Origin of the sequence: Enterococcus sp. AZ009, from assembly GCF_050548785.1 — a bacterium.
GTDB classification, from domain to species: Bacteria; Bacillota; Bacilli; order Lactobacillales; family Enterococcaceae; genus Enterococcus_D; species Enterococcus_D entomosocium.
Genome location: NZ_CP172960.1, coordinates 2,109,696 through 2,136,598, shown reverse-complemented (window position 1 = coordinate 2,136,598; position 26,903 = coordinate 2,109,696). Strand labels below are relative to the sequence as shown.

The 26,903-nt window shown below is 42.5% G+C and carries 22 protein-coding genes; 16 read left to right on the top strand and 6 right to left on the bottom strand.

Translation table 11 applies throughout. The features are described from left to right. Positions 1-15: 15 nt before the first annotated feature. The 3 genes from rapZ to whiA are packed head-to-tail and all read left to right on the top strand — an operon-like array spanning position 16 to position 2,858. On the top strand, positions 16-906 hold the full coding sequence (gene rapZ / locus IGJ74_RS10290) for an RNase adapter RapZ (protein WP_016611873.1): 891 nt from the start codon (positions 16-18) through the stop codon (positions 904-906). After that, positions 903-1,904, top strand: coding sequence for a gluconeogenesis factor YvcK family protein (locus IGJ74_RS10285; RefSeq protein WP_008382192.1), 1,002 nt, complete (start codon positions 903-905; stop codon positions 1,902-1,904). The genes rapZ and IGJ74_RS10285 overlap by 4 nt, the downstream gene beginning before the upstream one ends. An 18-nt stretch (positions 1,905-1,922) precedes the next feature. Next, positions 1,923-2,858 (top strand): DNA-binding protein WhiA, encoded by a 936-nt coding sequence (gene whiA, locus IGJ74_RS10280; protein WP_005235679.1) that lies wholly within the window; start codon positions 1,923-1,925, stop codon positions 2,856-2,858. An 88-nt stretch (positions 2,859-2,946) separates the two neighbouring features. Here whiA and IGJ74_RS10275 read toward each other — a convergent pair whose 3' ends face one another. After that, positions 2,947-3,462 (bottom strand): DsbA family protein, encoded by a 516-nt coding sequence (locus tag IGJ74_RS10275; protein ID WP_016611872.1) that lies wholly within the window; start codon positions 3,460-3,462, stop codon positions 2,947-2,949. Positions 3,463-3,689: 227 nt separating this feature from the next. Between IGJ74_RS10275 and nifJ the strand changes: the two genes are divergently transcribed. The 4 genes from nifJ (at position 3,690) to glmM (ending at position 11,008) form a co-directional block, all read left to right on the top strand. Beyond that, positions 3,690-7,373: a pyruvate:ferredoxin (flavodoxin) oxidoreductase gene (nifJ, locus tag IGJ74_RS10270; RefSeq protein ID WP_218193075.1), complete on the top strand. Its 3,684-nt coding sequence runs from the start codon at positions 3,690-3,692 to the stop codon at positions 7,371-7,373. A 270-nt stretch (positions 7,374-7,643) separates the two neighbouring features. Then, on the top strand, positions 7,644-8,525 hold the full coding sequence (cdaA, locus tag IGJ74_RS10265) for a diadenylate cyclase CdaA (protein WP_005235688.1): 882 nt from the start codon (positions 7,644-7,646) through the stop codon (positions 8,523-8,525). Continuing rightward, a complete protein-coding gene (locus tag IGJ74_RS10260) occupies positions 8,522-9,613 on the top strand; it encodes a CdaR family protein (protein ID WP_005235690.1) in 1,092 nt (363 codons plus the stop codon). Before cdaA ends, IGJ74_RS10260 begins: the two co-directional genes overlap by 4 nt. Before the next feature lie 39 nt (positions 9,614-9,652). After that, complete coding sequence (glmM, locus tag IGJ74_RS10255) at positions 9,653-11,008, top strand: phosphoglucosamine mutase (protein WP_008382200.1); 1,356 nt, start codon at positions 9,653-9,655, stop codon at positions 11,006-11,008. A 289-nt stretch (positions 11,009-11,297) separates the two neighbouring features. Here the strand turns inward: glmM and glmS are convergent, their stop codons facing one another. Beyond that, on the bottom strand, positions 11,298-13,109 hold the full coding sequence (gene glmS / locus IGJ74_RS10250) for a glutamine--fructose-6-phosphate transaminase (isomerizing) (protein ID WP_008382201.1): 1,812 nt from the start codon (positions 13,107-13,109) through the stop codon (positions 11,298-11,300). Positions 13,110-13,554: 445 nt separating this feature from the next. On the opposite strand from glmS, the gene IGJ74_RS10245 reads away from it, so the two are divergent. The 8 genes from IGJ74_RS10245 to IGJ74_RS10210 all read left to right on the top strand — a co-directional run bounded on the left by IGJ74_RS10245 (position 13,555) and on the right by IGJ74_RS10210 (position 21,308). Beyond that, entirely contained in the window at positions 13,555-13,845 is a 291-nt protein-coding gene (locus IGJ74_RS10245; RefSeq protein WP_005235701.1) for a hypothetical protein, read from the top strand. 32 nt (positions 13,846-13,877) lie between these two features. Next, a complete protein-coding gene (gene sppA, locus IGJ74_RS10240) occupies positions 13,878-14,909 on the top strand; it encodes a signal peptide peptidase SppA (RefSeq protein ID WP_218193074.1) in 1,032 nt (343 codons plus the stop codon). Positions 14,910-14,911: 2 nt separating this feature from the next. After that, entirely contained in the window at positions 14,912-15,742 is an 831-nt protein-coding gene (locus IGJ74_RS10235; protein WP_086332413.1) for an RDD family protein, read from the top strand. A 37-nt stretch (positions 15,743-15,779) separates the two neighbouring features. Beyond that, entirely contained in the window at positions 15,780-16,727 is a 948-nt protein-coding gene (locus IGJ74_RS10230; RefSeq protein ID WP_101699066.1) for a hypothetical protein, read from the top strand. Positions 16,728-16,846: 119 nt separating this feature from the next. Then, the gene (gene tig, locus IGJ74_RS10225) at positions 16,847-18,130 is read left to right on the top strand and encodes a trigger factor (protein ID WP_005235710.1); all 1,284 of its coding nucleotides are present in this window, start codon (positions 16,847-16,849) and stop codon (positions 18,128-18,130) included. 226 nt (positions 18,131-18,356) lie between these two features. After that, positions 18,357-19,601 (top strand): ATP-dependent Clp protease ATP-binding subunit ClpX, encoded by a 1,245-nt coding sequence (clpX, locus tag IGJ74_RS10220; protein ID WP_005235713.1) that lies wholly within the window; start codon positions 18,357-18,359, stop codon positions 19,599-19,601. 70 nt (positions 19,602-19,671) lie between these two features. Next, complete coding sequence (gene yihA / locus IGJ74_RS10215; protein ID WP_008382206.1) at positions 19,672-20,256, top strand: ribosome biogenesis GTP-binding protein YihA/YsxC; 585 nt, start codon at positions 19,672-19,674, stop codon at positions 20,254-20,256. A gap of 170 nt (positions 20,257-20,426) precedes the next feature. Then, positions 20,427-21,308, top strand: coding sequence for a helix-turn-helix transcriptional regulator (locus IGJ74_RS10210; protein ID WP_086373007.1), 882 nt, complete (start codon positions 20,427-20,429; stop codon positions 21,306-21,308). Positions 21,309-21,419: 111 nt separating this feature from the next. Here IGJ74_RS10210 and IGJ74_RS10205 read toward each other — a convergent pair whose 3' ends face one another. Beyond that, positions 21,420-21,599, bottom strand: coding sequence for an SPJ_0845 family protein (locus tag IGJ74_RS10205; RefSeq protein WP_008380128.1), 180 nt, complete (start codon positions 21,597-21,599; stop codon positions 21,420-21,422). A 130-nt stretch (positions 21,600-21,729) separates the two neighbouring features. Here IGJ74_RS10205 and IGJ74_RS10200 point away from each other — a divergent pair, with 130 nt between their 5' ends. Next, a complete protein-coding gene (locus IGJ74_RS10200; protein ID WP_016620053.1) occupies positions 21,730-23,061 on the top strand; it encodes a hypothetical protein in 1,332 nt (443 codons plus the stop codon). 43 nt (positions 23,062-23,104) lie between these two features. On the opposite strand, the gene IGJ74_RS10195 is transcribed toward IGJ74_RS10200, so the two are convergent. The 3 genes from IGJ74_RS10195 to IGJ74_RS10185 are packed head-to-tail and all read right to left on the bottom strand — an operon-like array spanning position 23,105 to position 26,713. Continuing rightward, positions 23,105-25,030 (bottom strand): fructose-specific PTS transporter subunit EIIC, encoded by a 1,926-nt coding sequence (locus tag IGJ74_RS10195; RefSeq protein WP_218193073.1) that lies wholly within the window; start codon positions 25,028-25,030, stop codon positions 23,105-23,107. 13 nt (positions 25,031-25,043) lie between these two features. After that, positions 25,044-25,961, bottom strand: a complete 918-nt coding sequence (pfkB, locus tag IGJ74_RS10190; protein ID WP_008380122.1) for a 1-phosphofructokinase — start codon at positions 25,959-25,961, stop codon at positions 25,044-25,046. Beyond that, entirely contained in the window at positions 25,958-26,713 is a 756-nt protein-coding gene (locus IGJ74_RS10185; RefSeq protein WP_061054220.1) for a DeoR/GlpR family DNA-binding transcription regulator, read from the bottom strand. The genes pfkB and IGJ74_RS10185 overlap by 4 nt, the downstream gene beginning before the upstream one ends. Positions 26,714-26,903: the final 190 nt, after the last annotated feature.

The window sequence follows — 26,903 nt, the reverse complement described above, 5'->3', positions numbered from 1 at the left end:
AAAGGAGTTTTACCTATGACTGAAGTGGATCATTTAGAATTGGTCATTATTACTGGGATGAGCGGAGCCGGCAAAACGGTCGCTATCCAGAGTTTTGAAGATATGGGGTACTTTTGTATCGACAATATGCCCCCAAGCTTGATCCCTAAATTTTGGGAACTGATCAAAGAATCAGGAAAAGTGACAAAAATTGCCTTAGTTGTCGATCTGCGTTCAAGATCGTTTTTTGAAGAAATCCAAAGTATGCTGATCGATATTGAAAACACGAATTTTATCGACACACGGATGCTCTTTTTAGATGCATCGGACAATGAATTGGTGTCAAGATACAAAGAAACGAGAAGAGCACATCCTTTGGCGATGGATGGCTTAGTTACGGAAGGCATTCGCAAAGAGCGAGCGATCTTAAACGATTTGAAGACGCGTGCCAGTATTGTTATCGACACAACGTCGTTGACCCCACGGCAACTGAGAGAAAAAATCAATCAAGAATTTCGTGCTTCTCATGAGACAGGGTTTCGTATTGAAATACTTTCGTTTGGCTTCAAGTATGGCTTGCCGATCGATGCTGATATCGTGATGGATGTTCGTTTCTTACCGAATCCCCATTACATTCCAGAGTTGCGTCCTTTAACGGGTAAAGATGAACCCGTGTATGATTACGTCATGTCTTTTCCAGAAACGGAAGAATTCTATCAGCAATTTAGTACACTGTTGCAAACGATCATGCCAGGCTATGTCAAGGAAGGCAAAAGCAGCTTGACGGTGGCTATCGGCTGTACTGGGGGTCAACACCGTTCGGTTGCATTATCGGAGCGCATCGGTGCGGTTTTGGCAGAAGACTATCGCGTCAATATTACTCATCGCGACAAAGATAAGCGCAAAGAGACGGTGAATCGTTCATGAAAATGAAAACGTACCGGATCAGAAAGCCGAAGATCGTTGTGGTAGGTGGCGGAACTGGGTTACCAGTCATCCTGAAGAGCTTGCGGAATCAAGGTGTCGACATCACAGCGATCGTTACGGTCGCTGATGATGGCGGTAGCAGCGGCGAGATCCGCAATTTGGTTTCCTCTATTTCACCACCGGGGGATCTGCGCAATGTTCTGGCGGCTCTATCTGATATGCCGCAATTGTATAATGATATTTTTCAATACCGTTTTAAAGCGGAAGACAAATTTTTAGCCAATCATGCCCTTGGGAACTTGATTATTGCGGCGATTGCTGAAATGCGTAGCAGTACCTATGAAGCCATTCAAATTTTGTCGAAAATCATGCATATCGATGGACGAGTATATCCTTCCTCAGATCTGCCATTGGTGTTGCACGCTGTTTTTAAAGACGGCACCGAAGCGGTAGGCGAGTCCAAAATCGCGGTTGATCGCAAAACGATCGAACGGGTCTTTGTTCGTAATCAAGAAAACAATGATGAGCCGAAAGCAGCTCGTAAAGTTGTTTCTTCAATTATGGAGGCAGATATGATCGTCTTGGGTCCTGGTAGTCTCTTTACTAGTATTTTGCCCAATCTCATGATCAGCGAGATCGGCCAAGCAATGTTGGAAACACAAGCTGAAACGGTTTATATTTGTAATATCATGACCCAAAAAGGTGAAACCGAACACTTTAGTGATGCCGACCATGTGCGAGTCTTGCATAAGCATTTAGGCAAACCCTTTATTGATACGGTGTTAGTCAACACCGAGAAAGTTCCAGAAGGATATATGGACCCAGAGATTTATGATGAATATCTTGTACAAGTGAAACACGATTTCCAAGGACTGCGAGAAGAAGCCAGCCGTGTCATTTCAGCTGACTTTCTGGAGCTTAGAGATGGCGGAGTTTTTCATGACGGAGATAAAGTGATTGAAGAACTTCTACGTATCGTTTACGGGGCCAAAATCTAAGAAAGGAGGGATTTTTTTATGTCCTTTGCAGCAGAAGTAAAAAAAGAATTGACTGCATTAGAAGTTCATCGCGAACATGCCAAGGCAGAACTGGCAGCTTTGATTCGGATGAATGGGTCATTAAGTATCAACAACCAGCAATTTGTTTTAAACGTTCAAACAGAAAACGCGGCGATTGCCAGACGCATCTACTCTTTACTAAAAGATCATTACGACGTGCGCAGCGAGTTGCTGGTCCGTCGCAAAATGAAATTAAAAAAGAACAACGTCTACATCGTTCGTTTGAAGCAAGAGACAAAGCGCGTGCTTTTGGACTTAGATATCATGGACGGGCTGATGTTTCAAAGCCATGTTTCTGATGAGATCATGGGCAATACTCAAAAAATGCGTTCCTATTTACGAGGGGCTTTCATGGCATCAGGATCGATCAACAATCCAGAAACTAGCCGCTATCACTTAGAGATTTATTCCATCTACGAGGAGCATAACCAAGATATTTGCGATATGCTAAACGCATATGGTTTGAATGCCCGTGCATTAGAACGTAGAAATGGGTATATTTCTTACTTGAAAGGCGCTGAGAAAATCGCTGATTTTTTGACACTGATCGGCGCCACCAATTCCATGTTGAAATTCGAGGACGTGCGGATCGTGCGAGACATGCGTAACTCAGTCAACCGTTTGGTGAATTGTGAAACCGCCAATATGAACAAAACGATCGATGCTGCTTCGAAGCAGATCGACAATATCGAGTTTATTCAAGATCGAGTTGGCTTGCAAGCTCTACCTGAAAAGCTGCAAGAAATCGCCGAATTACGTTTGGAACATCCCGAGGTCAGCTTGAAAGAGCTAGGAGAAATGATTCCATCAGGAGCGATCTCGAAATCAGGGATCAATCATCGCATTCGAAAAATCAACGAATTTGCCGATCATCTTCGTGAACAAGTCAGCTAGTCGAATGGAATAAAAATGAATCAAAAGAGCAGGAGCAGATTTGACGTGGATGTTCGCGTCAAATCTGCTCCTGCTCTTTTATTTGTGGTTACTCATTGATCAATGCAGTTAATTCCTCAGCAGTGATCGATTCATCAAAAATGTGCCCATCTAAGATAATCGTTGGCACAAATTGAATGTTGGCGTTTTTCGCTTCTTCCACAATTTCTCCGGCGATCGCAGGATGATTTTGTTCAGATAGCCCTAAGGTATTTTTCGCATATTCTGCCACTTCATTTAAAGATAAATGACCCCATTCGTCTTGTGTTTGATAAATTTTTGTAATCTCAGCGATCGTTGCCTGAGGATCTGTACTGGAAACAAACCGATGCATCACATTGCCTCGTTGCAATGATTCTTTTTCTTTGTCGAATAATTTGATGACACGGCGTAGTTTCCCAGCTGTGACAGCTTCACTTAAGATCGGTAACGATTCCTCAAACCATTGCCGACAATAAGGACAACGCAAATTCATAAATTCGACGATCGGTTTAGCGGAAGGGTCTCCGATATGTATCCCTGTTACCGCATTTGTTTCTTGTGCTTTGATGATTGAAATATCCATTAAGATTCCTCCTTTTTCTTTTAGTTTACCGAAGTTTCTACTGAAAGAAAAGCCTCAGGTCTTTTGATCCGAGTCTGTGAAATGAGGAGGGAAATTAGCTAAATACTATGTATTTCGTTTCACGAAATAAAGAAAATTACCCAGCCGGTGCTTTTATATTCCTTGTTTTTCAGCTATAATGAATTGTGTTTTATTGTGCAAAATGATGATTAAAGGAAGTTATATAGATGAGAAAAAGAAAAACAATGGATGGCAATACGGCAGCTGCCTATATTTCCTATGCCTTTACGGAACTTGCGGCGATCTATCCGATAACCCCTAGTTCAACCATGGCTGAATTAGTGGATCAGTGGTCTGCTCAGGGAAAGCATAATCTTTTTGGGCAGCCGGTGAAAGTGGTTGAAATGCAATCTGAAGCAGGGGCGGCGGGTGTGGTTCACGGCTCATTAAAAACCGGTGCCTTAACGACGACCTATACGGCATCTCAGGGACTTTTGTTAATGGTACCAAATATGTACAAGATTGCTGGGGAAATGCTGCCAGGCGTCTTTCATGTCGCCAGCCGAGCAGTAACAACCAATGCCTTGAATATTTTCGGAGATCATACCGACGTAATGGCCACTCGACAAACAGGCTTTGCTATGCTAGCGGAAAGCAGTGTTCAAGAAGTAATGGATTTAGCGCCAGTCGCTCATTTAGCAGCAATTGAAGCCAACATTCCATTTTTAAACTTTTTTGATGGTTTCCGAACCAGTCACGAGATTCAAAAAATCGAGGTGCTGGACTATGAAGAACTCGCACAAATGGTTAATCATGAAAAGTTGGCTGCTTTTCGTCAAAAAGCGATGAATCCGAATCACCCAACAACGAGTGGGACGAATCAAAATCCTGATATCCATTTTCAACAGCGGGAAACGATCAATCAGCACTATCAAACATTGCCTGAGATCGTTCGTTTTTACATGAAGAAAATCAATGTTTTAAGAGGAACCAACTATGATTTAGTGGATTATTATGGTGCTGCGGACGCCGAAGAAGTTATCGTTTCGATGGGGTCCTCAACGCAAACGATCCAGCAAACGGTGGATCATTTGTGCGCTTCTGGACGCAAGGTGGGAGTCTTGTCGATCCATCTGTATCGACCATTCCCATTAGAAGTCTTCTTAGAAAAAATGCCTGCTACCGTCAAAAGTATCGCTGTATTGGATCGCAGCAAAGAACCTGGTGCCAACGGAGAGTCTTTGCTTTTGGATGTGCAAAGTGCCATGTATGATGCAGCGATTCGGCCGACGATCATTGGTGGACGCTATGGTCTTGGGTCAAAAGATGTGACGCCTGATCAAATCGTTGCCGTTTATGACGAATTGATTAAGCCAAAAGCGAGCCAAAAGAAACGCTTCACCATTGGGATCACGGATGATGTGACACAATTGTCGTTGCCCTCAAAATGCACGCTAGATCTAACTGATCCATCCACCTTCCAAGCGAAATTCTGGGGATTCGGCTCTGATGGGACCGTTGGGGCGAATAAGTCAGCAATCAAAATCATCGGTGACCATACCGAAAAATATGTGCAAGGCTATTTCCACTATGATTCGAAAAAATCTGGTGGTCTAACGGTTTCCCATCTGCGATTTGGGGATACCCCCATTCGTTCTACCTATCTGATCGAACACGCGGATTTCGTTGCATGTCATACGCCTGCGTATTTGCATACGTATGATTTGCTGAAAGGACTCAAAAAAGGCGGAACCTTTTTATTAAATACGACCTGGTCACAAGAGCAAATTTTAAATAATCTACCGAAGAAGATGAAACGTTATCTTGCTGAAAACGAGATCCGTTTTTATACCATCAACGCCATGCAGTTGGCAATGGAAGTTGGCTTAGGTGGGCGGATCAATACCGCGATGGAAACAGCCTTCTTTTACTTGGCAAACATCATTCCGACCGAGGAAATCTTGCCGATTTTAAAAGAAGAGGCGCTGAAAAGTTATCGGCACAAATCGATGGCGATCGTTGAAAAGAACCAAGCAGCCATTGATCGCACCATCGAATTATTACAAGAAATCCCTGTTCCAAGCGAGTGGGCAACAATCGAAGTGCCGGAAAGGACATCCACTGCTATGACACAATTTGTGCGGGAAATCGTGGAACCCATCAACCGTCAAGAAGGCAATCAACTATCCGTCGGCACCCTCGTAAGGAACCAAATGACTGAAGGGGTGATCCCTGTCGGGACAACAGCGGTTGAGAAGCGGGGCATCGCTGTTGAAGTGCCTGAGTGGCTATCAGATCGCTGTACCATGTGCAATGAGTGTGCCTTCGTCTGTCCTCATGCGGCGATCCGCCCGTTTTTGGCAGATGAAGATGAATTAACCGAAGCACCGGAAGGCTTTATCGTCAGAGAGATGCGAGGAGCGAACGGCCAAAAATATCGAATTCAAGTTTCCGTTGAAGATTGTACAGGTTGCGGCCTTTGTGTGGAGGCATGTCCCGCCAAAGGGAAAGCCTTGACGATGCGTCCTTACGAAGAACAAAAAGAGCAAGCTTTAAATTGGGCTTTTGCGATGACTTTACGCCAAAAGGAAAATCCAGCAAAACCAGGAACTGTTTTGGGCTCCCAATTCAATAAGCCCTTATTGGAGTTCTCTGGTGCTTGTGCGGGCTGTGGGGAAACCCCTTATGTCAAACTTCTGACCCAAATGTTTGGTGATCGCATGATGATCGCCAATGCGACCGGCTGCTCTTCGATTTGGGGTGGAACCTCACCAGTATCCCCTTATACAACCAATCACTTAGGACAGGGTCCAGCTTGGTCAAACTCGCTGTTTGAAGACAATGCCGAATATGGCTATGGCATGTTCTTAGCCAACCAAACCCGACGGGAGAAATTAGCAGCCCAGTTGCAGTCATTGAAAGCCGCTGTATCAGAAGAATTGCAGGCTTTGATTGATGATTGGGACCTTCATCGAGAAGAAAGTGCTGGGACACAGCAGCGAGCAGCAAAATTGATCGCCGCCTTAGAAGCTGAGGCTTCCACGACACCTCAGCTGAACAAAATTCTGCAGGAAAAAGATTTGTTTGTTAAGCCAAGCCAATGGATGATAGGTGGCGATGGCTGGGCATATGATATTGGGTTTGGCGGTATCGATCATGTTCTCGCTTCTGGTGCAGATGTCAATATTCTTGTGTTAGATAATGAAGTTTATTCCAATACGGGGGGGCAAGTCTCCAAAGCGACACCAACTTCGGCTATTGCTAAATTCGCTGCTAGTGGCAAGTTTGTTTCCAAAAAAGATTTAGGAATGATGGCGATGACCTACGGACATGTCTACGTCGCACAAATCGCATCTGGTGCTAATCAAATGCAAACGATCAAAGCCTTTGAAGAAGCCGAGCGGTTCCCGGGACCGTCAATCATCATTGCCTATACGCCATGTATCACTCACGGTCTTGCTGGCGGAATGCGTCAATCCTTGAAAGAAGCGCAAGAAGCAGTTGCATCAGGGTATTGGAGTCTCTACCGCTATAACCCGCTGTTGGCAGAAAATGGGAAACAGCCAATGACGCTCGATTTCAAAAAGCCAGCATTTGATCAAATGCCTGCCTTTATGCAGACCCAAGTCCGATTTGCTTCCTTGCAGTCTGCCAATCCCAATGCGGCGCAAGCCTTGTTTAAAAAAACCGTTTCAGATGCGAAAACTCGTTTCTATAACTATGCCCGCTTAGCAGGTCAAGAAGAAAAAATTCGAGCAAAGCTTGAAAAAAATGTAAGTACTGATACAGAACAACCAATGGCAGTAAAAACGGAGCGTGTGCGAAGAGAAAAACAGCCGTTAAGCGAAGAACAGCTCGCTGAAAGAGCAGCACGGCGTGCAGCGCGTGCAAAACGTCGTCAGCAAGAATAATCGCTAGCTGAGGAACGACCCTGGAAAAACGCTTTATCACGTTTTTTCAGGGTCGTTTGTTGTTTTTCCTATGAAATGCGTGCAAGAAGCTCTTTTAGATGAAATCTTCTAAGACCTTTGACAAACAATGATTTCATGATAATGGTAAACTAAATAAAAGAGCTGTTTATTTTTTCAAAACTTTTTCATAAATTTGTTTTTTTTCAAATCTTTGAAGAGGTCCTATGTTATACTATTATCTGAAGTCTTAAGAATAAAGGAAGGCTGTTTATGTTGATAAATTTCAGGGATTTTTTTAATTTAGATTATTGGAGAGAATTGCTCTCATTTGATATATTTTCTTGGTCTTTTTTAGTAAATGTTTTAGATGTGATCGTTGTTTGGTACTTGGTTTATAAGCTTATCCAGCTTGTGCGAGGGACAAAAGCGATCCAGTTGTTCAAAGGAGTCGGACTGTTCATTGTTCTAAGGTTTTTGGCTGGTATCGTAGGATTAAAGACGCTATCTTGGTTGATGGATCAAGTCATTACTTATGGGGTGATCGCCGCAATTGTTATTTTCCAACCAGAAATTCGACGGGGGCTAGAGCATCTTGGACGCAGCTCTTTCTTCAAGACTTCTAAAAACGAAAAACGGCGGGATGAAGTTTTGGTCCAAGCACTGGACAAAGCTGTTCAATATATGGCAAAACGAAAGATCGGTGCATTGATCACGATCGAGCGGACGACTGGTTTAGAAGAATACATCGAAACTGGGATTCCCTTAGATGCGGATGTGACGGGCGAACTACTGATCAATATTTTTATTCCTAATACACCGCTGCATGATGGTGCAGTCATTTTAAGAGATGATAAGATCGCTGTTGCTAGTGCCTACTTGCCATTGTCAGAAAGTCCACTGATTCCGAAAGAATTCGGGACACGTCATAGAGCAGCTGTTGGGATATCAGAAGTCAGTGACGCATTGACCATTATCGTCTCAGAAGAAACCGGCGACGTTAGTATTACGCTAAATAATCGCATGCTGACTGAACTTTCTCGCCAAGAGTATCTCGACGTGTTGAATCGCGAATTAGTTCCGGAAGAAAAACCTGGCAAACGCAACTTGCTGCAATCTTTCTTTGAAGGGGTCAACAAAGGAGGAAGAAAATGATCAAGAAAGAGCGTCGTCAAAACGTATTTTATGGTATACTAGCGCTGTTCTTTAGTCTGGTTTTGTTTTTCATCGCCAGCGGATCAAGCCTGCAAGTCAATCTTGCGGGAACATCAAATCCTTATGAGGAAGAGATCGAAAATGTACCGATTCAGACCACCTACGACACGGATGAATACTTCATCCAAGGATTTGAAACAACAGTGGATGTGACTTTATCTAGTCGAAATCGTGTACAATTGAATGCAGAACGTAGTGAGGAAACACGGAGCTTTCGAGTCGTAGCTGATTTGACTGGGCTCGATGAAGGAACCCATGAGGTCCCTTTAGAAGTAAAAAATCTTAGTTCAAGCGTCACAGCTGAAATCGAACCAAAAACAGTCACTGTGACGATCGAGAAAAAAGTGACCCAAACGTTTACCGTTGAACCCGTCATCTCCACTGACGGAGCAACGAGTGGTTACGGCGTCGATTCAATGAGTGTCGATCCGCAGAAAGTAGAAATCACAACTGGCGATCAAACATTAGCTGAAATCGACCGAGTGGTAGCGATCGTAAATCCAGATGATATCACTGGGGATTCGATCACTGTCAATGGAACCATCGAAGCCTGGGATAGCGACAACAATCCATTAGCGATCATCGCGGATCCTGATTCGGTAGATGTTGCATTGGTGATGGAGGCTCCAAGCAAAGAAATTGAATTGTTTGTTACACAACAAGGGACAACTCCAGACGGGATCTCCCATTACATTTATCGCATGAGCAGTATCAGTGCCGTTCTGACAGGACCACAAAGTATCTTGGATGAAACCCAACAGATCGGTGTGCCGGTGGACGTTAGTGAGATCACGACAACGACGGAACGGACAGTAACCATTCCAGTGCCTGAAGGGACAACAATCAATCCAACGGTCGTGACGATCCAAATCACACCGGTTGCAGAAGCTACTACGGAGAATCAATCAAACAATGATAGCAATGAAGCAGTGAATAGTGAGAATTCTCAAGACAACTCTTCAACAGTCGACACGACGAACGAACAAACAGAGAATTCCGCAAGCAGCACGACGACAAGTAGTTCTTAGTCGTTTGACTGTAGAGAATGAATAAGAGAGGTTATTAAAATGGGAAAATATTTTGGTACTGATGGTGTTAGAGGAGAAGCTAACAAGGAACTGACACCTGAGTTAGCATTTAAATTGGGGCGTTACGGCGGCTATGTACTAAGTCAACATGAAACCGGGGACCGTCGTCCTCGCGTATTGGTTGGGCGAGACACACGAATTTCTGGACAAATGCTAGAAAGCGCATTGATTGCTGGTTTGTTATCCGTTGGGATCGAGGTATTTCAATTAGGCGTTATTTCCACACCAGGAGTGGCATACTTGACGAAAGTACAAAAAGCAAGCGCAGGTGTGATGATCTCTGCCTCTCACAATCCTGCACAAGACAATGGGATCAAGTTCTTCGGAAATGATGGCTTTAAATTAGTCGATGAACAAGAAGCTGAAATTGAAGCATTGCTTGATGCGCCGGAAGATACACTTCCTCGACCTTCTGCCGATGGCTTAGGAACGGTGGATGAGTTCCCAGAAGGGTTATTGAAATACTCTCAATTTCTACGTCAAACGATTCCTGACGATTTAGAAGGGATCACGGTTTGTGTCGATGCAGCAAATGGCGCAACAGCTACAAGCGTCAATCGTTTGTTTGCCGATCTAGAAACAGAATTCTTCACAATGGGAACTTCCCCAGATGGGTTGAACATCAATGATGGTGTTGGTTCGACTCACCCCGAAACATTAGCCGAATTCGTCGTTGAAAAAGGGGCCGATGCTGGTCTTGCATTTGATGGAGATGGCGATCGGGTCATCGCAGTTGATGAACTAGGAAATATCGTTGATGGCGATAAGATCATGTATATCTGTGCAAAATATTTAGCAGAACAAAAACGCTTGAACCAAGGAACGATCGTTACAACAGTCATGAGCAATTTAGGGTTCCACAAAGCAGTGGAAGCAATTGGTCTGAAAGATGTGATCACACAAGTCGGTGACCGTTATGTCGTAGAAGAAATGCGTAAAAACGATTATAATTTCGGTGGCGAGCAATCAGGGCATATGATTTTCTTGGATTTCAATACGACAGGTGACGGTTTACTATCAGGAATTCAACTATTGAATATCATGAAACAAACGGGCAAGAAACTGTCGGAATTAGCAGGAGAGGTAACGATCTATCCACAAAAACTTGTCAACATTCGAGTGACAGATAAAAATGGTGCGATGGATGTTCCAGCTATCCGTAAAATCGTGGAAGAGACAGAAGCAGAAATGAACGGTGAAGGCCGGATCTTGGTTCGTCCTTCAGGAACAGAACCATTGCTTCGGGTGATGGCAGAAGCACCAACCATTGAAAAAGTCGATTACTATGTTGAAAAAATCGCAGCGGTCGTTCGAGAAGAAATCGGTGCGGAATAAATGAAGAAGTAAGACGATCAAAGATATTCTTTGGTCGTCTTTTTTGTCTACTTACCAGCAAGAAGCCAACTTGCGAACTAGAGAAACTTGTCAACGAATTTGTCGACAACGCTTAAAAGGGAACACGCCGTGGGCAAGCCTTGCGAAGTATAGTTGCTTTTAAAAGTCTTTTCGGATTTATTGGGCAGAAAACAAGAAAAAAGAACCCCTAGGAACGATCGAGTCATCGAACGAGGAGTTCTTTTTATTAAACAGAAGATAACCAATTCGGTTTCAGTTTTTTAAAAAACTATTCAACGGTAACGGATTTTGCTAAGTTTCTTGGTTTATCAACATCGAATCCGCGTTGTAAAGTGGCAAAGTAAGCCAGCAGCTGTGTTGGAACGACTGCCACTAAGCTGGTTACCAATGGATGAACATTTGGCAAAATGATTTGATCAGTCGCTTTTGCTAACTCTTGACTAACGATCACAAGGGTGTGAGCCCCACGAGATTCGACTTCTTTCAAATTGCCTCGCGTATGAGAGCCAGTCACTTCTTCCGTGATCACACCGATCACTGGTGTACCTTCTTCGATCAACGCGATGGTGCCGTGTTTTAATTCACCAGCCGCAAAGCCTTCCGCTTGGATATAAGAAATTTCTTTTAATTTCAATGCCGCTTCCATTGATACATAGTAATCATTCCCACGACCAATGTAAAATGCATTACGGGTTTCGGAAAGAAAATCTTCAGCAAATTGACTGATAACAGCTTTTTCATCCACTAAAGCCTCCATTGCAGAAGCAACGATGCTTAGTTCATGGAACACGTCAAAATCCAATGCTTCAGGGACAGCTTTTTCATCACCAATGGCTTTTGCTAATAAGGTCATGACAGCGATCTGTCCGGTATATGCTTTTGTAGAGGCAACGGCGATTTCTGGACCAGCATGAAGCAATAAGGTATGGTTCGCTTCTCGAGAAAGAGTAGAACCAGCAACATTGGTAATCGTGAGACTAGGAAGACCTAACTGGTTGATCGTCACTAATACTTGACGGCTATCTGCCGTTTCACCACTTTGTGATAAGAACAAGAAGAAGGGTTTTGCTGACAACAATGGCATGTTGTAGCCAAACTCACTAGATAAGTGAACCTCAACAGGGATTTGTGTTAGCTTTTCTAAAATGGATTTTGCTGCCCAACCAGCATGATTACTGGTACCACATGCGATGATGTAGATTCGATCGCTCGCTAAAAGTTCGTTTTTTAACGCTGGATCGATTACTACTTCACCGGATTCTCCTTGATATTCTTGGATCAAGCGGCGCATCACGGTTGGTTGATCATCGATTTCTTTTAACATGTAGTAAGGGTACGTTCCTTTTTCGATGTCAGTCAGATCTAGTTGTGCTTCATAAGATTCACGGTACACAAGGTTTCCTTTTGGATCTTCGATTTCGATCGCATCGGCTGTTACGGTCACCATTTCGCCATCTTCGATCTCAACAAAATGAGTCGTTTGATCGAGCATTGCTAAGGCATCGCTGCAAATGACATTAAATCCATCTCCCAAACCGATCAATAAGGGACTTTTATTTTTAGCAACATAAATGGTTTCTGGATCTTTTTTTTCTACTAAAGCAAAGGCATAAGAGCCGCGAATCAAGGACAAAGCTTTTTTAAAGGCCGCTTTGGTCGTGCTGTTGTCTTGCTCTTTCAACACTTCAATCAAATGAACAACGATTTCGGTATCTGTTTGACCTTCAAACTGGTGGTTGCTTAAATATTCTTGATGAAGCTCTTCAAAGTTTTCGATCACACCATTATGAACCAAAACGAGTGCTTGGTTTGCCGAAGTGTGAGGATGAGCATTCATTTCTGATGGCTTGCCATGGGTCGCCCAACGGGTATGTCCGATACCGATCGTTCCTGTTACTTCAGAAGTCACTTTTTCTTCCAAGTTTTTGATTCTTCCTTGGGCTTTCACTAAATGATCCGAAGTCCGATCAGCGACATAAAGGCCTGCTGAGTCATAGCCCCGATACTCTAAGCGTTCCAATCCGTTTAAAATAATTCGTTCTGCATTTGATTTTCCTACGATTCCTACAATTCCACACATAATGATAATCCTACTTTCAAAAAATTTAGTTTGGCATTATGTATTTCTATCTGCGCAGCAAGTCTTTGTCATCATCTTACGATGAGATTTGTTCTTGCCTGTAGAGTGCAGTCCCTAGAGTCATCCGCCGAATGTTTCGATAAACTCTTTCCTCGTCATCTGTTTCCAGATCAGGCGCTATCCATATTGGTCTATCTATCCTCCTTGTGAAATATTTTATAGAAATACAAGCAATATCATAATATTTATTCCTGTTTCTGTCAACTGTAAGTTATATGAAAATAATTGGTATAGTTATTGGTAAGGTTGATTTGAACCAGTCTAAAGGGAATCAAAATAGCTGACATAGCTTTGTCGAATAAGATTCCCAAGAAATTTCCTCATAAAGCTATGCTTTTTTTTTTAAGTTCGCTACAATAAAAAAGTAAGAAAGTGAGGGAATGAAATGCCAGAATTTGTAAATTGTATGACTTTTTCAGAGCTAAAGAAAATAGTAGCTGCGATAGAAAAAGATCCTAATGTCACAGATGAAACAAAGGTCATGTTGGATACGGGCTGGGACAGCTTGCAAGAAATTTTACCCGGATCAGTCACCGTGGAAACCGCGCAAACATTCAAAGTCCAGGATGAACTAACAAAGGAATTTTTTGGCGGCTACGTCTTAGCTGAAAAAAGCGAGAAATTTGATGCGGTTGGTGACGAAGAAGCAGTGATCGTCATCAAAAATCTATACTAAATTATGGGAAAGGCGAAAAGTTAGGTGGGAAAATGAATAAAAGAAGATGGATCGCAGCGGCGATCGCAGCAGGGTTATTTATCTGCTCGGGGGTTTTTTCAGTAATCACAAATCGTCCAGAGCAAGAGGAAACTCAAACGCTGCAAGGTTTAAATGCTTTGTTCTACGGAAGTAATGCGATCGAAGAGACAACGTTAGTTGCCGGAGATCAAGACAATCGCATTGTTCGCTTATCTTTAGAAGGAACGATCGCCAGCAGCTCCAGTGGCGGCTTATTCACAACAGAATCTTATGATCATCAGCGATTTTTAGAAGAACTACGGATGATCCAAGAAGATCCAACTATTGGGGGCATCTTGATGGAAGTCAATACCCCAGGAGGCGGCGTCTATGAAAGTGCCGAGATTGCTCGTGAATTAGCAAAAATCAAAGAGTTAGGGATTCCGATGTATGTCAGTATGAAAAACATGGCAGCCAGTGGCGGTTATTATATTTCGGCAGGTGCTGATAAAATTTTCGCAACGGATGAAACGATTACCGGTTCGATCGGAGTGATCATGTCGGGGCTCAACTATGCCGGCTTATTCGAAAAGCTAGGGATCGAAGACAATACGTATAAAAGTGGTGCACTAAAAGATGTAGGTTCAGCAACGAGAGAGCCAACAGAAGCCGATAAAGAAGTCTTGCAGACCTATGTCGACAATGCTTATGGTCGGTTCGTTAAAATTGTGGCTGAAGGACGCGGCATGACAGAAGAAGCCGTTAGAAAGATCGCTGATGGCCGCATCTATGATGGTCAGCAAGCAGTGTCTGTTGGCTTAGTGGATGAAATCGGTTTTCCTGAAGATACATTAGCAGCAATGCAAGCAGATCTAGGCTTGGAAGATGAAGAGATTTTCAGCTATGACGTTTCATCTACTGGATTTGCTTCTACTTGGTTAGGTTCAAGTTTAGCCGAACTGCAAGGACTAAAAGAATCAAATACAGAACGAGTGATCCAATTGATGGAAAGCCTAGGAACAAGCGATGCCCCTAAACCTCTTTATTACTATGGAGGTGAATAACTATGACAGATAAAAACAAGTATTCCGCTGCCGCATCGTCAACAGATGACAATCACACAAGTACATCAATCGATCAAAGGGAACAGCGCGAAACCTCCACACCGTCAACCGGTCATACGGATGTACGAACTGAAGCGCAGGTTTCAGAAACAGCCGAACCAGTAAACGCCAGCAAAGCGATGAAGAACGCACAAGTAAACCATCCCGATGATTTTTATCAACAAGTCTTGACGTCTTTTCAAGAAGAAGAGTATAACCAAAGTGAAATCGAAGAAAGACAAAAAGCGTGGCAACATTTTGAAGAACCTGAAAAACAGACCGAAGACAAACGGTTCTTTAATGACTTTCCTAGCTACTTTTTTGCCGGTTTTTGGATACGTCTGTTTGCTTTTTTAGTGGATCTTCTAGTGATCCGGGCAATCACGCAAATAACGATCGGCAGTATCTATAATCTAGCGAATCTAACGGCAACTAACCAGCGGTTTGGACTTTACAACGTCTGTGCCTTAGCGATCTATCTGGGCTATTTTGTTCTGATGACGAAGCTGAATCATGGCCAAACAATTGGGAAAATGCTCTTTGGCATCCGCGTTATTTCTTTTGTAGAAGAAGAACTCAGTTGGCAAACGGTCTTGATCCGCGAACTTTGCGGGCGCTATGTGCTGCAATTCAATGTTTTCTTTTATCTCGGTTATTTACCAATCGTCTTTAATAAAAATAAGCAGCAGGCTGCGGATTATTTTGCAGAAACAAGTGTGGTAACCATCAATTTGATCAAGGCCTTTAATAAACAGGTGGATGCCAATCACGTAATGATTGGTGCACAAAACTAACTAGCAGATCAAGCAATTAGTAAAGGAGGGGTCGTGAATGGGTGAGACGATTGATTTCCCGGGACCAAATGAGCGGCTTCGTCTGGCGGCAGAAAAAGCCTACCAGTCAAAAGAGTTTTTGCAGGCTTTTCGTTTGTACAATGAACTTTATCAAAAAAACGCCAGTTTTGAGATCAATCAATGGCTCGTGGAATGCTTGCAACAGCTGAATGATTTTGCCAAAGCTTTAGATCTTGCGGAAGACTATCTAGATGATTATTTGAAACAAACTGATGGTTTTTTACAAATTGGTCATCTGCTGATCTTGGATGGTCAATACTTAAAAACTCGGCGCTGGCTTACATTAGGTCAGAAAACAAAAATTCCAAAACGCTATCAGGAACAGTTGGCTAGTGAACTAGCTAAAGTAGAAGAAGTACAACAAATTTTAGGATTGGAAGATTTTCATGGGAAACGCAAGCATTTACGCGCATTAGATGAAGCCAATCAACCGGTGAGTGCAACAGAGTGGCACGTTTTTACCCAAGCAATTACCAAATCACAATTTATCTCGCTGATGCATGACACGTTGGCTTCCATCAAAAATCCGTATTTGCTACCTAAATTAGTGGATGAGCTCGTGCGTCTTGAAGTGGACGAACCTTTTGACCTAATCGATTACCTTGGGAATATGCAGCAAATCGTTCCGAAAGAATTGAAACTTTTACAGGAGGATGACGCTGTTAAAGCGATCCATAAAGCGATCGAAGAAACGATCGCCCAAGAGGACCCGATTTTAGCGGAAAGTGTCTCAGCAGAAATCGATGATCATTTAGCGATAAGTTACCCGTTTTTACCGGCAAAAGAAGAGGCAAACGCATGGGTGGCAAGCTACATTGAAGATTATCGCGGGTTATTTGAAGAAAAAGAACAGCCAAAAGCAGACAATGAAATAGAAGAACGCAAACGACACTTGCGCAATATCCTACGTTTGAGCATTCGCTGAAAGAAAAATTCGCAACTTTCATGGTAAAATGTTTACAATTAAACAACGTTAGTGTACTATTTAAAGGTATGCATGAAGCTATTTCATATGTAAATCAATTAATATTCGGAGGGAAATAAATGACTGCAAAATGGGAAAAAACAGGCACCAATGATGGTGTTTTGACATTTACGATCGCTCAAGCGGAAATCCAAAAAGGCTTGACGACTGCATTCAATAAAGTGAAAGGCAATCTTAACGTACCTGGCTTCCGTAAAGGGAAAGTTTCACGCCAAGTATTTAACCGTATGTACGGCGAAGAAGCGTTGTATGAAGATGCATTGAACGCTGTTCTTCCAGAAGCTTATGAAGCTGCTGTAAAAGAAGCAGGGATCGATCCTGTTTCGCAACCAAAAATCGACGTTGACAGCATGGAAAAAGGTCAAGACTGGGTAATCAAAGCAGAAGTTACTGTAAAACCTGAAGTAAAACTTGGTGATTACAAAGATTTAACTGTTGAAAAACAAGACCGTGAAGTAACAGAAGAAGACGTTGATGCACGCATCAAACGCGAACAAGAAGCACAAGCTGAATTAGTTATCAAAGAAGACGAAGCAGCTGAAAATGGCGACACAGTCGTTATCGACTTTGAAGGCTTCTTAGGAGAAGAAACATTTGAAGGCGGCAAAGGTGAAAACTACTCACTTGAACTTGGCTCAAACTCATTCATCCCTGGTTTTGAAGAACAATTAGTAGGAACAAAAGCTGGCGATAGCAAAGACGTTACCGTGACTTTCCCAGAAGATTATCAAGCAGAAGATTTAGCTGGTAAAGAAGCAGTCTTCAAAGTAACGGTTCACGAAGTAAAAGCAAAAGAACTTCCTGAATTAGATGATGAATTCGCAAAAGACGTTGATGACAGCGTTGAATCATTAGCGGAATTAAAAGAAAAATATCGTGCTGAATTGACTGAAACAAAAGAAAAAGCAGCAGAAGATGCAAAAGATGAAGCTGCGATCCGTCAAGCAGTTGAAAACGCAGAAATCGTTGAATTACCACATTCAATGGTACATGATGAAGTACACCGTTCAATGGATGAGTTCTTGAACAATATGCAACGTCAAGGAATCTCACCTGAAATGTATTATCAATTAACTGGTTCAACTGAAGCAGATCTTCACACACAATTTGAAGGCGAAGCAGAAACACGCGTGAAAACAAACCTTGTCATTGAAGCAATCGCTAAAGAAGAAGGTTTGGAAGCAACAGAAGAAGATATCGAAAAAGAAATCAAAGAACTTTCTGAAGCTTACAATATGCCAGTGGATCAAATCAAACGCGTCTTAACAGAAGACATGTTGAAACACGATATTACAATGAAAAAAGCAGTTGAACTTGTAACAGGCACTGCAAAAGAAGCGTAGTCAAAACTCTTAAAAACGGCGAACATCTAGTGGTGTTGGCCGTTTTTTCATGGGAGTAAATAGGGGATATTTCGGAATTACTAACAAATGATAAGAAAACGTTAGGCAAAGTAAAAATGACTTTTTCTTTCAAAAAAGTTATGATATGATTGTTTAAGACTGCAAAGTTAGTAAACCAAATTCCACTCCTTTAAATAGGTTGGAAAATTTTCAAGGGGTGAACAGTATGTACGATAATACAAACGGTAATGAAGCTGTTCGTTGTTCTTTTTGCGGAAAAACGCAAGAAGAGGTGAAAAAGATCGTTGCAGGGCCTGGGGTCTATATCTGTAATGAGTGCATTGATTTGTGCAAAGAAATCATTGATGAAGAGTTTTACGAAGAAGCAGTTCGGGAGTTTACCGAAGTGCCGAAACCGCAAGAACTATTGAATGTCCTCAATGAATATGTGATTGGACAAGATCGTGCCAAACGAACATTGGCTGTAGCGGTTTATAATCACTACAAACGCGTCAATGTAGAAACGACAGCTGAAGATGTGGAGTTACAGAAAAGCAATATTTGCTTGATCGGGCCAACAGGTTCAGGTAAAACATTTTTGGCACAAACGCTAGCACGTTCACTGAATGTGCCTTTTGCAATCGCTGATGCAACCAGTTTAACAGAAGCCGGCTATGTCGGTGAAGATGTGGAAAATATTCTTTTGAAGCTTTTACAAGCTGCTGATTATAATGTAGAAATGGCTGAAAAAGGGATTATCTATATTGATGAGATCGATAAAATCGCCCGTAAGAGTGAAAATGTATCGATTACTCGTGATGTCTCCGGTGAAGGTGTTCAGCAAGCTTTGCTGAAAATCCTAGAAGGAACCACTGCTAGTGTGCCGCCTCAAGGGGGACGGAAACATCCGCATCAAGAGATGATCCAAATCGATACGACCAATATTCTCTTTATCGTTGGTGGGGCGTTTGACGGGATCGAAACAATTGTTAAAAACCGCTTAGGTGAAAAAACCATTGGGTTTGGTACAAACAACAAACGTCTTGAAGAAGGCGAGAGCGTGATGCAACAGATCATTCCTGAAGATTTGCTTAAATTCGGTTTGATCCCTGAATTTATCGGCCGTTTGCCAGTGATGGCTGCTTTAGAGAAATTGACGGTAGATGATTTAGTGCATATTTTGACTGAACCAAAAAATGCCCTTGTCAAACAATATCAAAAATTGATGGCATTAGATGACACAGAACTCGAATTTGAGCCAGAGGCTTTACGTGCGATTGCTGCGCAAGCAATTGAGCGAAACACCGGTGCTCGTGGATTACGTTCGATCATCGAAAATATCATGATGGAAGTCATGTTCAATGTTCCTTCTGATGAGTCGATTCAAAAAGTCACTATTACGGAAGAAGCTGCGAAAGGACTTGGCGAACCAAAAATCATTTACAATGAAGAGACAAAAAAAGCAGTCTAATCGAGACCAAGTCGGATAGTTTCATTGCTATCCGGCTTTCTTTTTGAAAAAAATGAAAAGGAGCGATCCAATGAAAGTACATGAAGCTGAGATCGTCATTAGTGCTGTTTCACCAGCACAATACCCAGATACACCCTTACCGGAGATTGCCTTAGCAGGGCGCTCCAATGTCGGTAAATCTTCCTTTATCAATACATTGATTAACCGTAAAAACTTAGCCCGAACCTCGTCAAAACCGGGGAAAACCCAAACATTGAATTTTTATTTGATTGAAAATACGCTGCATTTTGTCGATGTCCCTGGCTATGGCTATGCAAAAGTATCAAAAACCGAGCGAGCAAAATGGGGAAAAATGATTGAAACGTACCTCGAACAAAGAGAGCAGCTGCGAGCAGTAGTATCTTTGGTAGATTTGCGCCATGCACCTTCCCAAGAAGATGTTCAAATGTATGAATTTTTAAAGTATTATGAGATCCCTGTGATCGTTGTTGCCACCAAAGCAGACAAAATCCCTCGTGGGAAATGGAATAAGCATGAAAGTATGATCAAAAAAGCGTTGTCCTTTGATCCAGCTGATACGTTCATTCTTTTTTCTTCCATTACCAAACAAGGAAAAGAAGAAGCATGGAAAGCCATCGAAGCAGCAATCAAATAATTTTGAATAAAGAAACGAAGCGAGCAAGTCGCTCCCTTCGTTTTTTTGCTTTTTAAAAGTAAAAATTGGGGATTTAGGCTATTCTACGGAGCGTAGAGTGCCAAATTTGCCCAATTTCAGCGAAAATCTCCTTAATATTTGTTAAACTTGTAACAAGGAGGTGTGGTCGAATGCATGAAACATTAAGTAAAAAATTAAAAGACTATCGATCAAGACATAACTTAACCCAGAAGGAATTAGCTGCGAGGTTATTTGTTTCTGATAAGGCCATTTCAAAATGGGAACGAGGAAATGGTTTGCCAGACATCGAGACATTGGTTCGTCTCGCCGATTTATTAGGCACTCCAGTGGAAGAGCTATTAAAAGAAAAGAAAGAAACCTACTATTATGAATACAAAAGTGAACGGAGGGTTCTACGGCTTCCGTTAATGCACATTTTGATTCCCAATTTATTCTTATTACTGAATCAAGTGACGAGCGTTCGAGAGTTTTTTGTTCTGATGAAAGAGGTACCCACTGCGTCTGGCTGGTTCTGTCTTGGCGTTAAAGCCAAAGGGGTCATTGCTATGGGGCTTATCAGTTTGGGACTGCTATCGATCGGTGTTATGTCCTTTGGCGCGTTGGCAATCGGGACCATCAGCATCGGCGCGTTCGCTTTTGGTCATTTCTGTTTTGCCTTGCTCGTTGGTATAGGAAATATCGCCGTTGGATCGGTTGTTGTTGGAAATGTTGGTATCGGATTACTTGCATTAGGAAATGTTGCTGTTGCATGGATTGGAGTTGCAAATTATGGTGTAGGGAGTTTTATGGCTGTTTTGCCATCGAGTGCAACGGCAAAGGATTTCAATCATGCGATTCAGCAACTGCTAGCGACAGACATCCCGGATTTGATCAAAACCACTTTTTTTGAACCAATGATTCGCTTTACTCAATCCCCAATCGTGGTAGCTGGCTTTGTGGTCACGATCCTAGCAGGCGTCGTTTTCATTCTTTGTCTGGTGATTATCGGCTTGATTCGCTTACGGCAAAGTGTTTTATATGAAGAGTTGTAATGTGAGAAGGAGGATCAGATTCTAATTCTCCCAGATAAGTTGATTTGGTCGCTCATTTCTTAGCTAAAAAGGTAAAAAAGGCAAGGACCTCACAGTCCTGTGCCTTTTTTGTTAGTCTGCTTTTTTTATATTATTTGCTTTTTTTTGCTCTTTTTCATCATCAGGTTCGTTTTTTAAGAAACGCTCAATGTCCTTTTCCTGCTTTTTATTGTCTTTGTCGTTATCGGGAAGAAAGGCAAAATCATCAAACATTTTATCTAGCGAGTCTTCTCGTTGGAATTTTAAGCCCATAAGGTTCACCTCCAAGCGCCTTTAGTTTACCACGAACGGTCGTAGATTTCACCAAAAAAAAGCGAAATAGTGTTCAATCGTTTCTCCCTTTACTATAATTAAAGAAAGGGGATAGAAAAGAGGGATAGCGATGATCAAAACTGAAAAAATTTACGGCTTTCTACAATCGACACAAATGGAAGCATCACAGTTACGTTTGTTGATTGAAAATTGGTTCGCTTTGGTTCGTCTTAGCTATCAGCCGACGGAATACTATTACAATCAGCAAGAAAAGAAATCTTATGATTTTGATGAGGTCAGTCAACTGCTGCATAGCGCCCCTGAAGAAATCAATACTGAATTGATTGTGACGGACGGCCAAAATGAGTCCAGTATCCATATCATTCAAGAGGCTGTTTTACAACGGCACCTGTTTACGAAAGACGTATTTTCCACACAGAAAACAGTGATTTTAAGTTACTTCGATGAAACGATGCAAAGAGATGGATTGTTTGGCTATTTGCGTTCATATGATGAGTACCTGATGCATAACGTCGAGCGAATCGAGAAAAGACAAAATTTTCAATCGATTGCTGAAATCAACGCGTTACCGAAGCGGAAAAATTTTGAACAAGAGATCGTTATTGATTGCAATCAATTTGCTGGGTACGATGTTTTTTACAATGGCTACACACTGACCTCTTGTTGGCGAATGTACTTTTCGGTATTCTATGCCCGTATTATTCCTCAGGTGATCATTACGGATGCGCAACAAGTCGAGCAGGTCCAAGTTAGAGATCAGGGAATAGTGATGGTGGAATTGTATCGCGATCCGTTTCAGTGGGATCACGAGTTGAATCTTTCATACCAGCGTTTGTTTCGCGATCAAACTGGGATCGATCAATTGACATGGGATAATGGCGTCGGTATTTTGAGGGAACCATATATTGAGTACGCCTTTGGCGACCAATTGATCCAAACCATCCAGTACCAAAATGATCGGCTGCAGCCGACGACTAAGCGTAACGCGACACATTTCGTCACTCGAAGCTTCGATTTGGTGAACGAAGAGTACCAGGAGCGACGGGTGAAAGGTTACTTGAATGCACAAGCGTATTTTCCTTGGATCGACCAAGATCGGTTGCGCATGATGGATTATATTGTATTAAAACCGGAATTGACTGTAGATGATGGGGTCGAGGCATATGCCTTTTATATTCGGAATCACCTCGAAATTGATTACTCAGAGGATCGCTTTAAAGACTACACAGCTTGCTTACAATTTTATTTACCAGAAACAGCCTTGAAGGAGCTGCCGATAGACGGATTGAAAGCAGCGATGCCGGATGTTCATTTTGGGTATTTGCACCGCACGCGCAAATATACGTGGGTCAATCTAAAAAAGAATGGCAAGAAACTTCGAGTGTATTTTATGAATACCCAAAAGCTAGTCGAACAGCAGCTCTTTACCAATCAAGAATGAAAAAGACCCGCAAGATCACGAGGATCTTGCGGGTCTTTTTCAATTAGGCAGCTTGTTCAGGCGCTTTTTTCAACAAACCGAATACAACGCCAGAAACGATCGCACCGATTAAGATGAATAGCAAGAACAAAATTGGTTTAGATAATAATAGAACAACGAAGATCCCACCATGTGGTGCCATTAATTGGATATCAAAGGCACCGACAAGCGCACCAGTCAGTGCAGAACCAACGATAAAGCTTGGGATCGCCCGCAATGGATCTGCTGCTGCAAATGGGATCGCACCTTCTGTGACGAAGGATAGCCCCATGACGATGTTTGTTAAACCAGCTTCTTTTTGGTCTTTGGTGAATTTATTTTTAAACAATAACGTTGCGACAAAGATTGCCAATGGAGGAACCATTCCGCCCGCCATTACAGATGCCATCACGACGCTACCACCTTCAGCAACGGTCGTTGCCAATGTTGCAGTACCGAAAACATAAGCGGCTTTGTTGATTGGGCCACCTAGATCGGCTGCCATCATTGCTGCTAACAAAGCACCAAGTAAAGCGGCGTTGGTACCACTTAAGCCAGTCAAGAAGCTATTCAAACCGTCATTGATGGCTTTCATTGGCACGTTGATCAGTAACATCAAGAAGCCAGTGATCAATAGGCCGAAAACAGGGTAGAAGAGGATCGTTTTGATTCCTTCTAATGATTTTGGTAAACCTTTGAATAATGAACGCAAGAACTTGATGACATAACCAGCTAAGAAACCGCCAATCAATGCTCCTAAGAATCCAGCACCACCCGTATTTGCTAGGGCACCTGCTGCGAAACCGACGATCAATCCAGGTCGGTCACTGATACTTGAAGCGATGAAACCAGCTAAGACAGGTAGCATAAAACCAAATGCCGCGCTACCGATTTGATTGAACCAAGAAGCTGCTTGGTTGTAGTTTCCTAATTGACTCAAGGCATCTTGAGGGACACCCATGAACTGGTCCACCATGAAGGAAATAGCGATCATGATTCCACCGGCAATAACAAATGGTAACATGTGAGAAACACCATTCATCAAATCTTTATAGATTCGTTGACCGACTGAACCATCAGCTGAAGCGTCCTCTTTATCAGAAGCTTGGCCGCTACCGTGAAAAACAGGAGCAGTTCCGCTCATTGCTTCATTGATTAATTGCTCGGTCTTACGGATACCATCGCTCACAGGACGGTTTACTAAATGTTTACCGTCAAAGCGATCCATTTCAACTTTTTTATCGGCAGCTACGATCACACCAGCAGCTCGGGCGATATCAGCTTCTGTTAAACGATTTTTGATTCCTTCTGAACCATTTGTTTCGACTTTGATGTCAACACCCAGCTCTTTGGCTTTCTTTTTCAAAGCATCTTCTGCCATGTAAGTATGGGCGATTCCTGTCGGGCAAGCTGTAACTGCGACGATATAGGGACGTTCGCTAGCAAGTGCTGCTTCTTGGTTTGCCGCTTCTTCTGCTAAAGCATCGGCTTCTTGCTGTGCCTCAGCTTCTGAGAAAAGTTGCTGTACTTGATCAGCAGTCGTCGCTGTTTTTAATTTAGCAACGAAATCTGGATCGATCAACAAGCGAGATAGCGCTGCTAATGCTTGTAAATGAGTATCATTTGCTCCTTCTGGTGCTGCGATCATAAAGAAGAGGTACGTTGGTTGTCCATCTAACGCCTCATAGTCAACACCCGCATTACTTTTTGCGAATAAGACCGTCGCTTCTTTGACCGCACTGTTTTTGGCATGAGGCATTGCGATGCCGTCACCTAGCCCTGTTGATGTTTGAGCTTCTCGGGCAAGAATTCCTTCTTTGTAGACCTCGATATCTGAAATTCGTCCGACAGCATATAATTTTGCTACCATTTCATCAATGGCACCTTTTTTGTCTGTTGCTTGTAAGTCCATGATCATGGCATCTTTCAGCATCAACTCATTGATTTTCATTTTTTCCATCCTCCTATAGATTCACTTGTTCAATTATGACTTCCGGTAGTAATTCTTCGATAAATGACGCCTCAGCTAAATCATCTGAAAACGCAGTGGCACTGCCACAAGCGACTCCCCATTTGAATGCTTCAACCACATCTTTGGTCTTTGCATAACGCCCAATGAATCCAGCAATCATGGAATCTCCAGCGCCAACTGAATTTTTCAAAGGTCGTTTCAACACATTGGAGCGATAGATCTCATTGCCAGTAAAGAGCAGGGCACCATCACCACCTAGAGAGACGATGACATTTTTAGCGCCATCCTTTAGCATTCTTTGGCCATAAGGCAAAATATCTTCGATTGTTGAAAAAGAAGTTTCATAAAGTTCCGCTAATTCATGATTATTTGGTTTGATCAGCAAAGGCTGATCGGATAAGGCATCAAATAGTTCCGCACCAGTCGTATCAATGACAAATTCTGCACCAGCTTCTTTAACGATTTTGATCAATTCTTTATAAAAGTCGGCTGGAAGACCAGCTGGTTTACTTCCTGATAGGATGACGATGTCTTCGGCAGAAAGAGCGGCTAATTGGTGTTTCAATTCAGCGATTTCTTGCTCTTGAATGACTGGACCAAGGCCGTTGATTTCTGTTTCTTCGCCGGATTTTAATTTGATATTGATCCGGGTATCGGCAGCGACTTGCGTAAAATTGCTGTTGATTTCCTCTTTGGTCAGCCACTCTTCAATAAAACGACCAGTAAATCCGCCAACAAAACCAAGGGCAGTCGAGGAGATGCCAATTCGCTTCAAAATACGTGAGACATTGATTCCTTTGCCACCAGGTAGTTTAAAGTCTTGTTTCATTCGATTAAGGGCACCGATCTCCAAATGATCGACGTGGACGATAAAGTCGATCGATGGATTGAGTGTTACTGTGTAAATCATTGTATTACCTCCATAATGGTTGTTTTTGCTCTGAATTTCGCTAAATAGTTTTTTGGGCAATAATCGGTGATGATCGTTGCACCTTCAATAAAAGCAACTTGAGCAAAAGTTGTTTGCTGAAACTTGGAATGGTCTAGCAAGACATAGGCTTGTTGACTGTGCTCTAGTGCAATCTGTTTGATCAGGGCTTCTTCAGGATCGGGTGTGGTGAAACCAGCTTCCGAATGAGCACCGTTCATGCCCATAAAACAGCGGTTAAAGCGCAATTTACGCAACTGTTCACCGGCATTGATTCCTAACACAGCGTTCGTAGCTATCTTAATGGTTCCCCCTAAAATCATGGTGTCGATCCCGTGATCAATCAGTAGGGAAGCGTGCTTGACGGAGTTCGTGACAACTTTCAGCGCTGTGATGGACGATAAGAAAGGAATCATTTCAAGGGTCGTTGTTCCTGCGTCTAGATAAATGACTTCACCATTTTTGATCGTTTGTGCGGCTGCGCGAGCAATTTTTTGTTTTTCCGTTTGAAATTTCGCTTTTTTTTCAGACATGTTGGGTTCAAAACCTAATTGCTGGCTTTTTTTGGCCCCGCCGTGAATTCTAACTAGAAACCCTTTATCTTCCAGTTCTTGGAGATCTCTGCGGATCGTTGACTCTGAAGCATCCAGCAGTTGGATCAGTTCACTGACTTTGACGATCTCCTCTTGATCCAATCGTGCCAAAATCGCTTGATGCCGCTCCTCTGTAAGCATTTACATCACCTCTTCACCTGCCATAGTAACATATGATTCATTCAAAATCAATCATAAACAGTAAAAAACATTCAAAATGAAAGCGTGAATAATAGAAATCGGTCACAAACGGTCATGGTAACCTTCATTTTCCTGAGATTGCTGTCCTTATATTTGACAATTTTTACTATTATTTGGCTTAATTGAATTA

What these genes read in the sequence shown, in the direction of transcription:
- glmM (WP_008382200.1), top strand. Translation starts at nt 9,653, where the DNA reads ATGGGAAAATATTTTGGTACTGATGGTGTTAGAGGAGAAGCTAACAAG.
- rapZ (WP_016611873.1), top strand. Translation starts at nt 16, where the DNA reads ATGACTGAAGTGGATCATTTAGAATTGGTCATTATTACTGGGATGAGC.
- sppA (WP_218193074.1), top strand. Translation starts at nt 13,878, where the DNA reads ATGAATAAAAGAAGATGGATCGCAGCGGCGATCGCAGCAGGGTTATTT.
- IGJ74_RS10185 (WP_061054220.1), bottom strand. Translation starts at nt 26,713, where the DNA reads ATGCTTACAGAGGAGCGGCATCAAGCGATTTTGGCACGATTGGATCAA.
- IGJ74_RS10205 (WP_008380128.1), bottom strand. Translation starts at nt 21,599, where the DNA reads ATGGGCTTAAAATTCCAACGAGAAGACTCGCTAGATAAAATGTTTGAT.
- tig (WP_005235710.1), top strand. Translation starts at nt 16,847, where the DNA reads ATGACTGCAAAATGGGAAAAAACAGGCACCAATGATGGTGTTTTGACA.
- nifJ (WP_218193075.1), top strand. Translation starts at nt 3,690, where the DNA reads ATGAGAAAAAGAAAAACAATGGATGGCAATACGGCAGCTGCCTATATT.
- cdaA (WP_005235688.1), top strand. Translation starts at nt 7,644, where the DNA reads ATGTTGATAAATTTCAGGGATTTTTTTAATTTAGATTATTGGAGAGAA.
- pfkB (WP_008380122.1), bottom strand. Translation starts at nt 25,961, where the DNA reads ATGATTTACACAGTAACACTCAATCCATCGATCGACTTTATCGTCCAC.
- IGJ74_RS10285 (WP_008382192.1), top strand. Translation starts at nt 903, where the DNA reads ATGAAAATGAAAACGTACCGGATCAGAAAGCCGAAGATCGTTGTGGTA.
- IGJ74_RS10200 (WP_016620053.1), top strand. Translation starts at nt 21,730, where the DNA reads ATGATCAAAACTGAAAAAATTTACGGCTTTCTACAATCGACACAAATG.
- IGJ74_RS10235 (WP_086332413.1), top strand. Translation starts at nt 14,912, where the DNA reads ATGACAGATAAAAACAAGTATTCCGCTGCCGCATCGTCAACAGATGAC.
- yihA (WP_008382206.1), top strand. Translation starts at nt 19,672, where the DNA reads ATGAAAGTACATGAAGCTGAGATCGTCATTAGTGCTGTTTCACCAGCA.
- IGJ74_RS10210 (WP_086373007.1), top strand. Translation starts at nt 20,427, where the DNA reads ATGCATGAAACATTAAGTAAAAAATTAAAAGACTATCGATCAAGACAT.
- IGJ74_RS10275 (WP_016611872.1), bottom strand. Translation starts at nt 3,462, where the DNA reads ATGGATATTTCAATCATCAAAGCACAAGAAACAAATGCGGTAACAGGG.
- IGJ74_RS10245 (WP_005235701.1), top strand. Translation starts at nt 13,555, where the DNA reads ATGCCAGAATTTGTAAATTGTATGACTTTTTCAGAGCTAAAGAAAATA.
- clpX (WP_005235713.1), top strand. Translation starts at nt 18,357, where the DNA reads ATGTACGATAATACAAACGGTAATGAAGCTGTTCGTTGTTCTTTTTGC.
- whiA (WP_005235679.1), top strand. Translation starts at nt 1,923, where the DNA reads ATGTCCTTTGCAGCAGAAGTAAAAAAAGAATTGACTGCATTAGAAGTT.
- IGJ74_RS10230 (WP_101699066.1), top strand. Translation starts at nt 15,780, where the DNA reads ATGGGTGAGACGATTGATTTCCCGGGACCAAATGAGCGGCTTCGTCTG.
- glmS (WP_008382201.1), bottom strand. Translation starts at nt 13,109, where the DNA reads ATGTGTGGAATTGTAGGAATCGTAGGAAAATCAAATGCAGAACGAATT.
- IGJ74_RS10260 (WP_005235690.1), top strand. Translation starts at nt 8,522, where the DNA reads ATGATCAAGAAAGAGCGTCGTCAAAACGTATTTTATGGTATACTAGCG.
- IGJ74_RS10195 (WP_218193073.1), bottom strand. Translation starts at nt 25,030, where the DNA reads ATGAAAATCAATGAGTTGATGCTGAAAGATGCCATGATCATGGACTTA.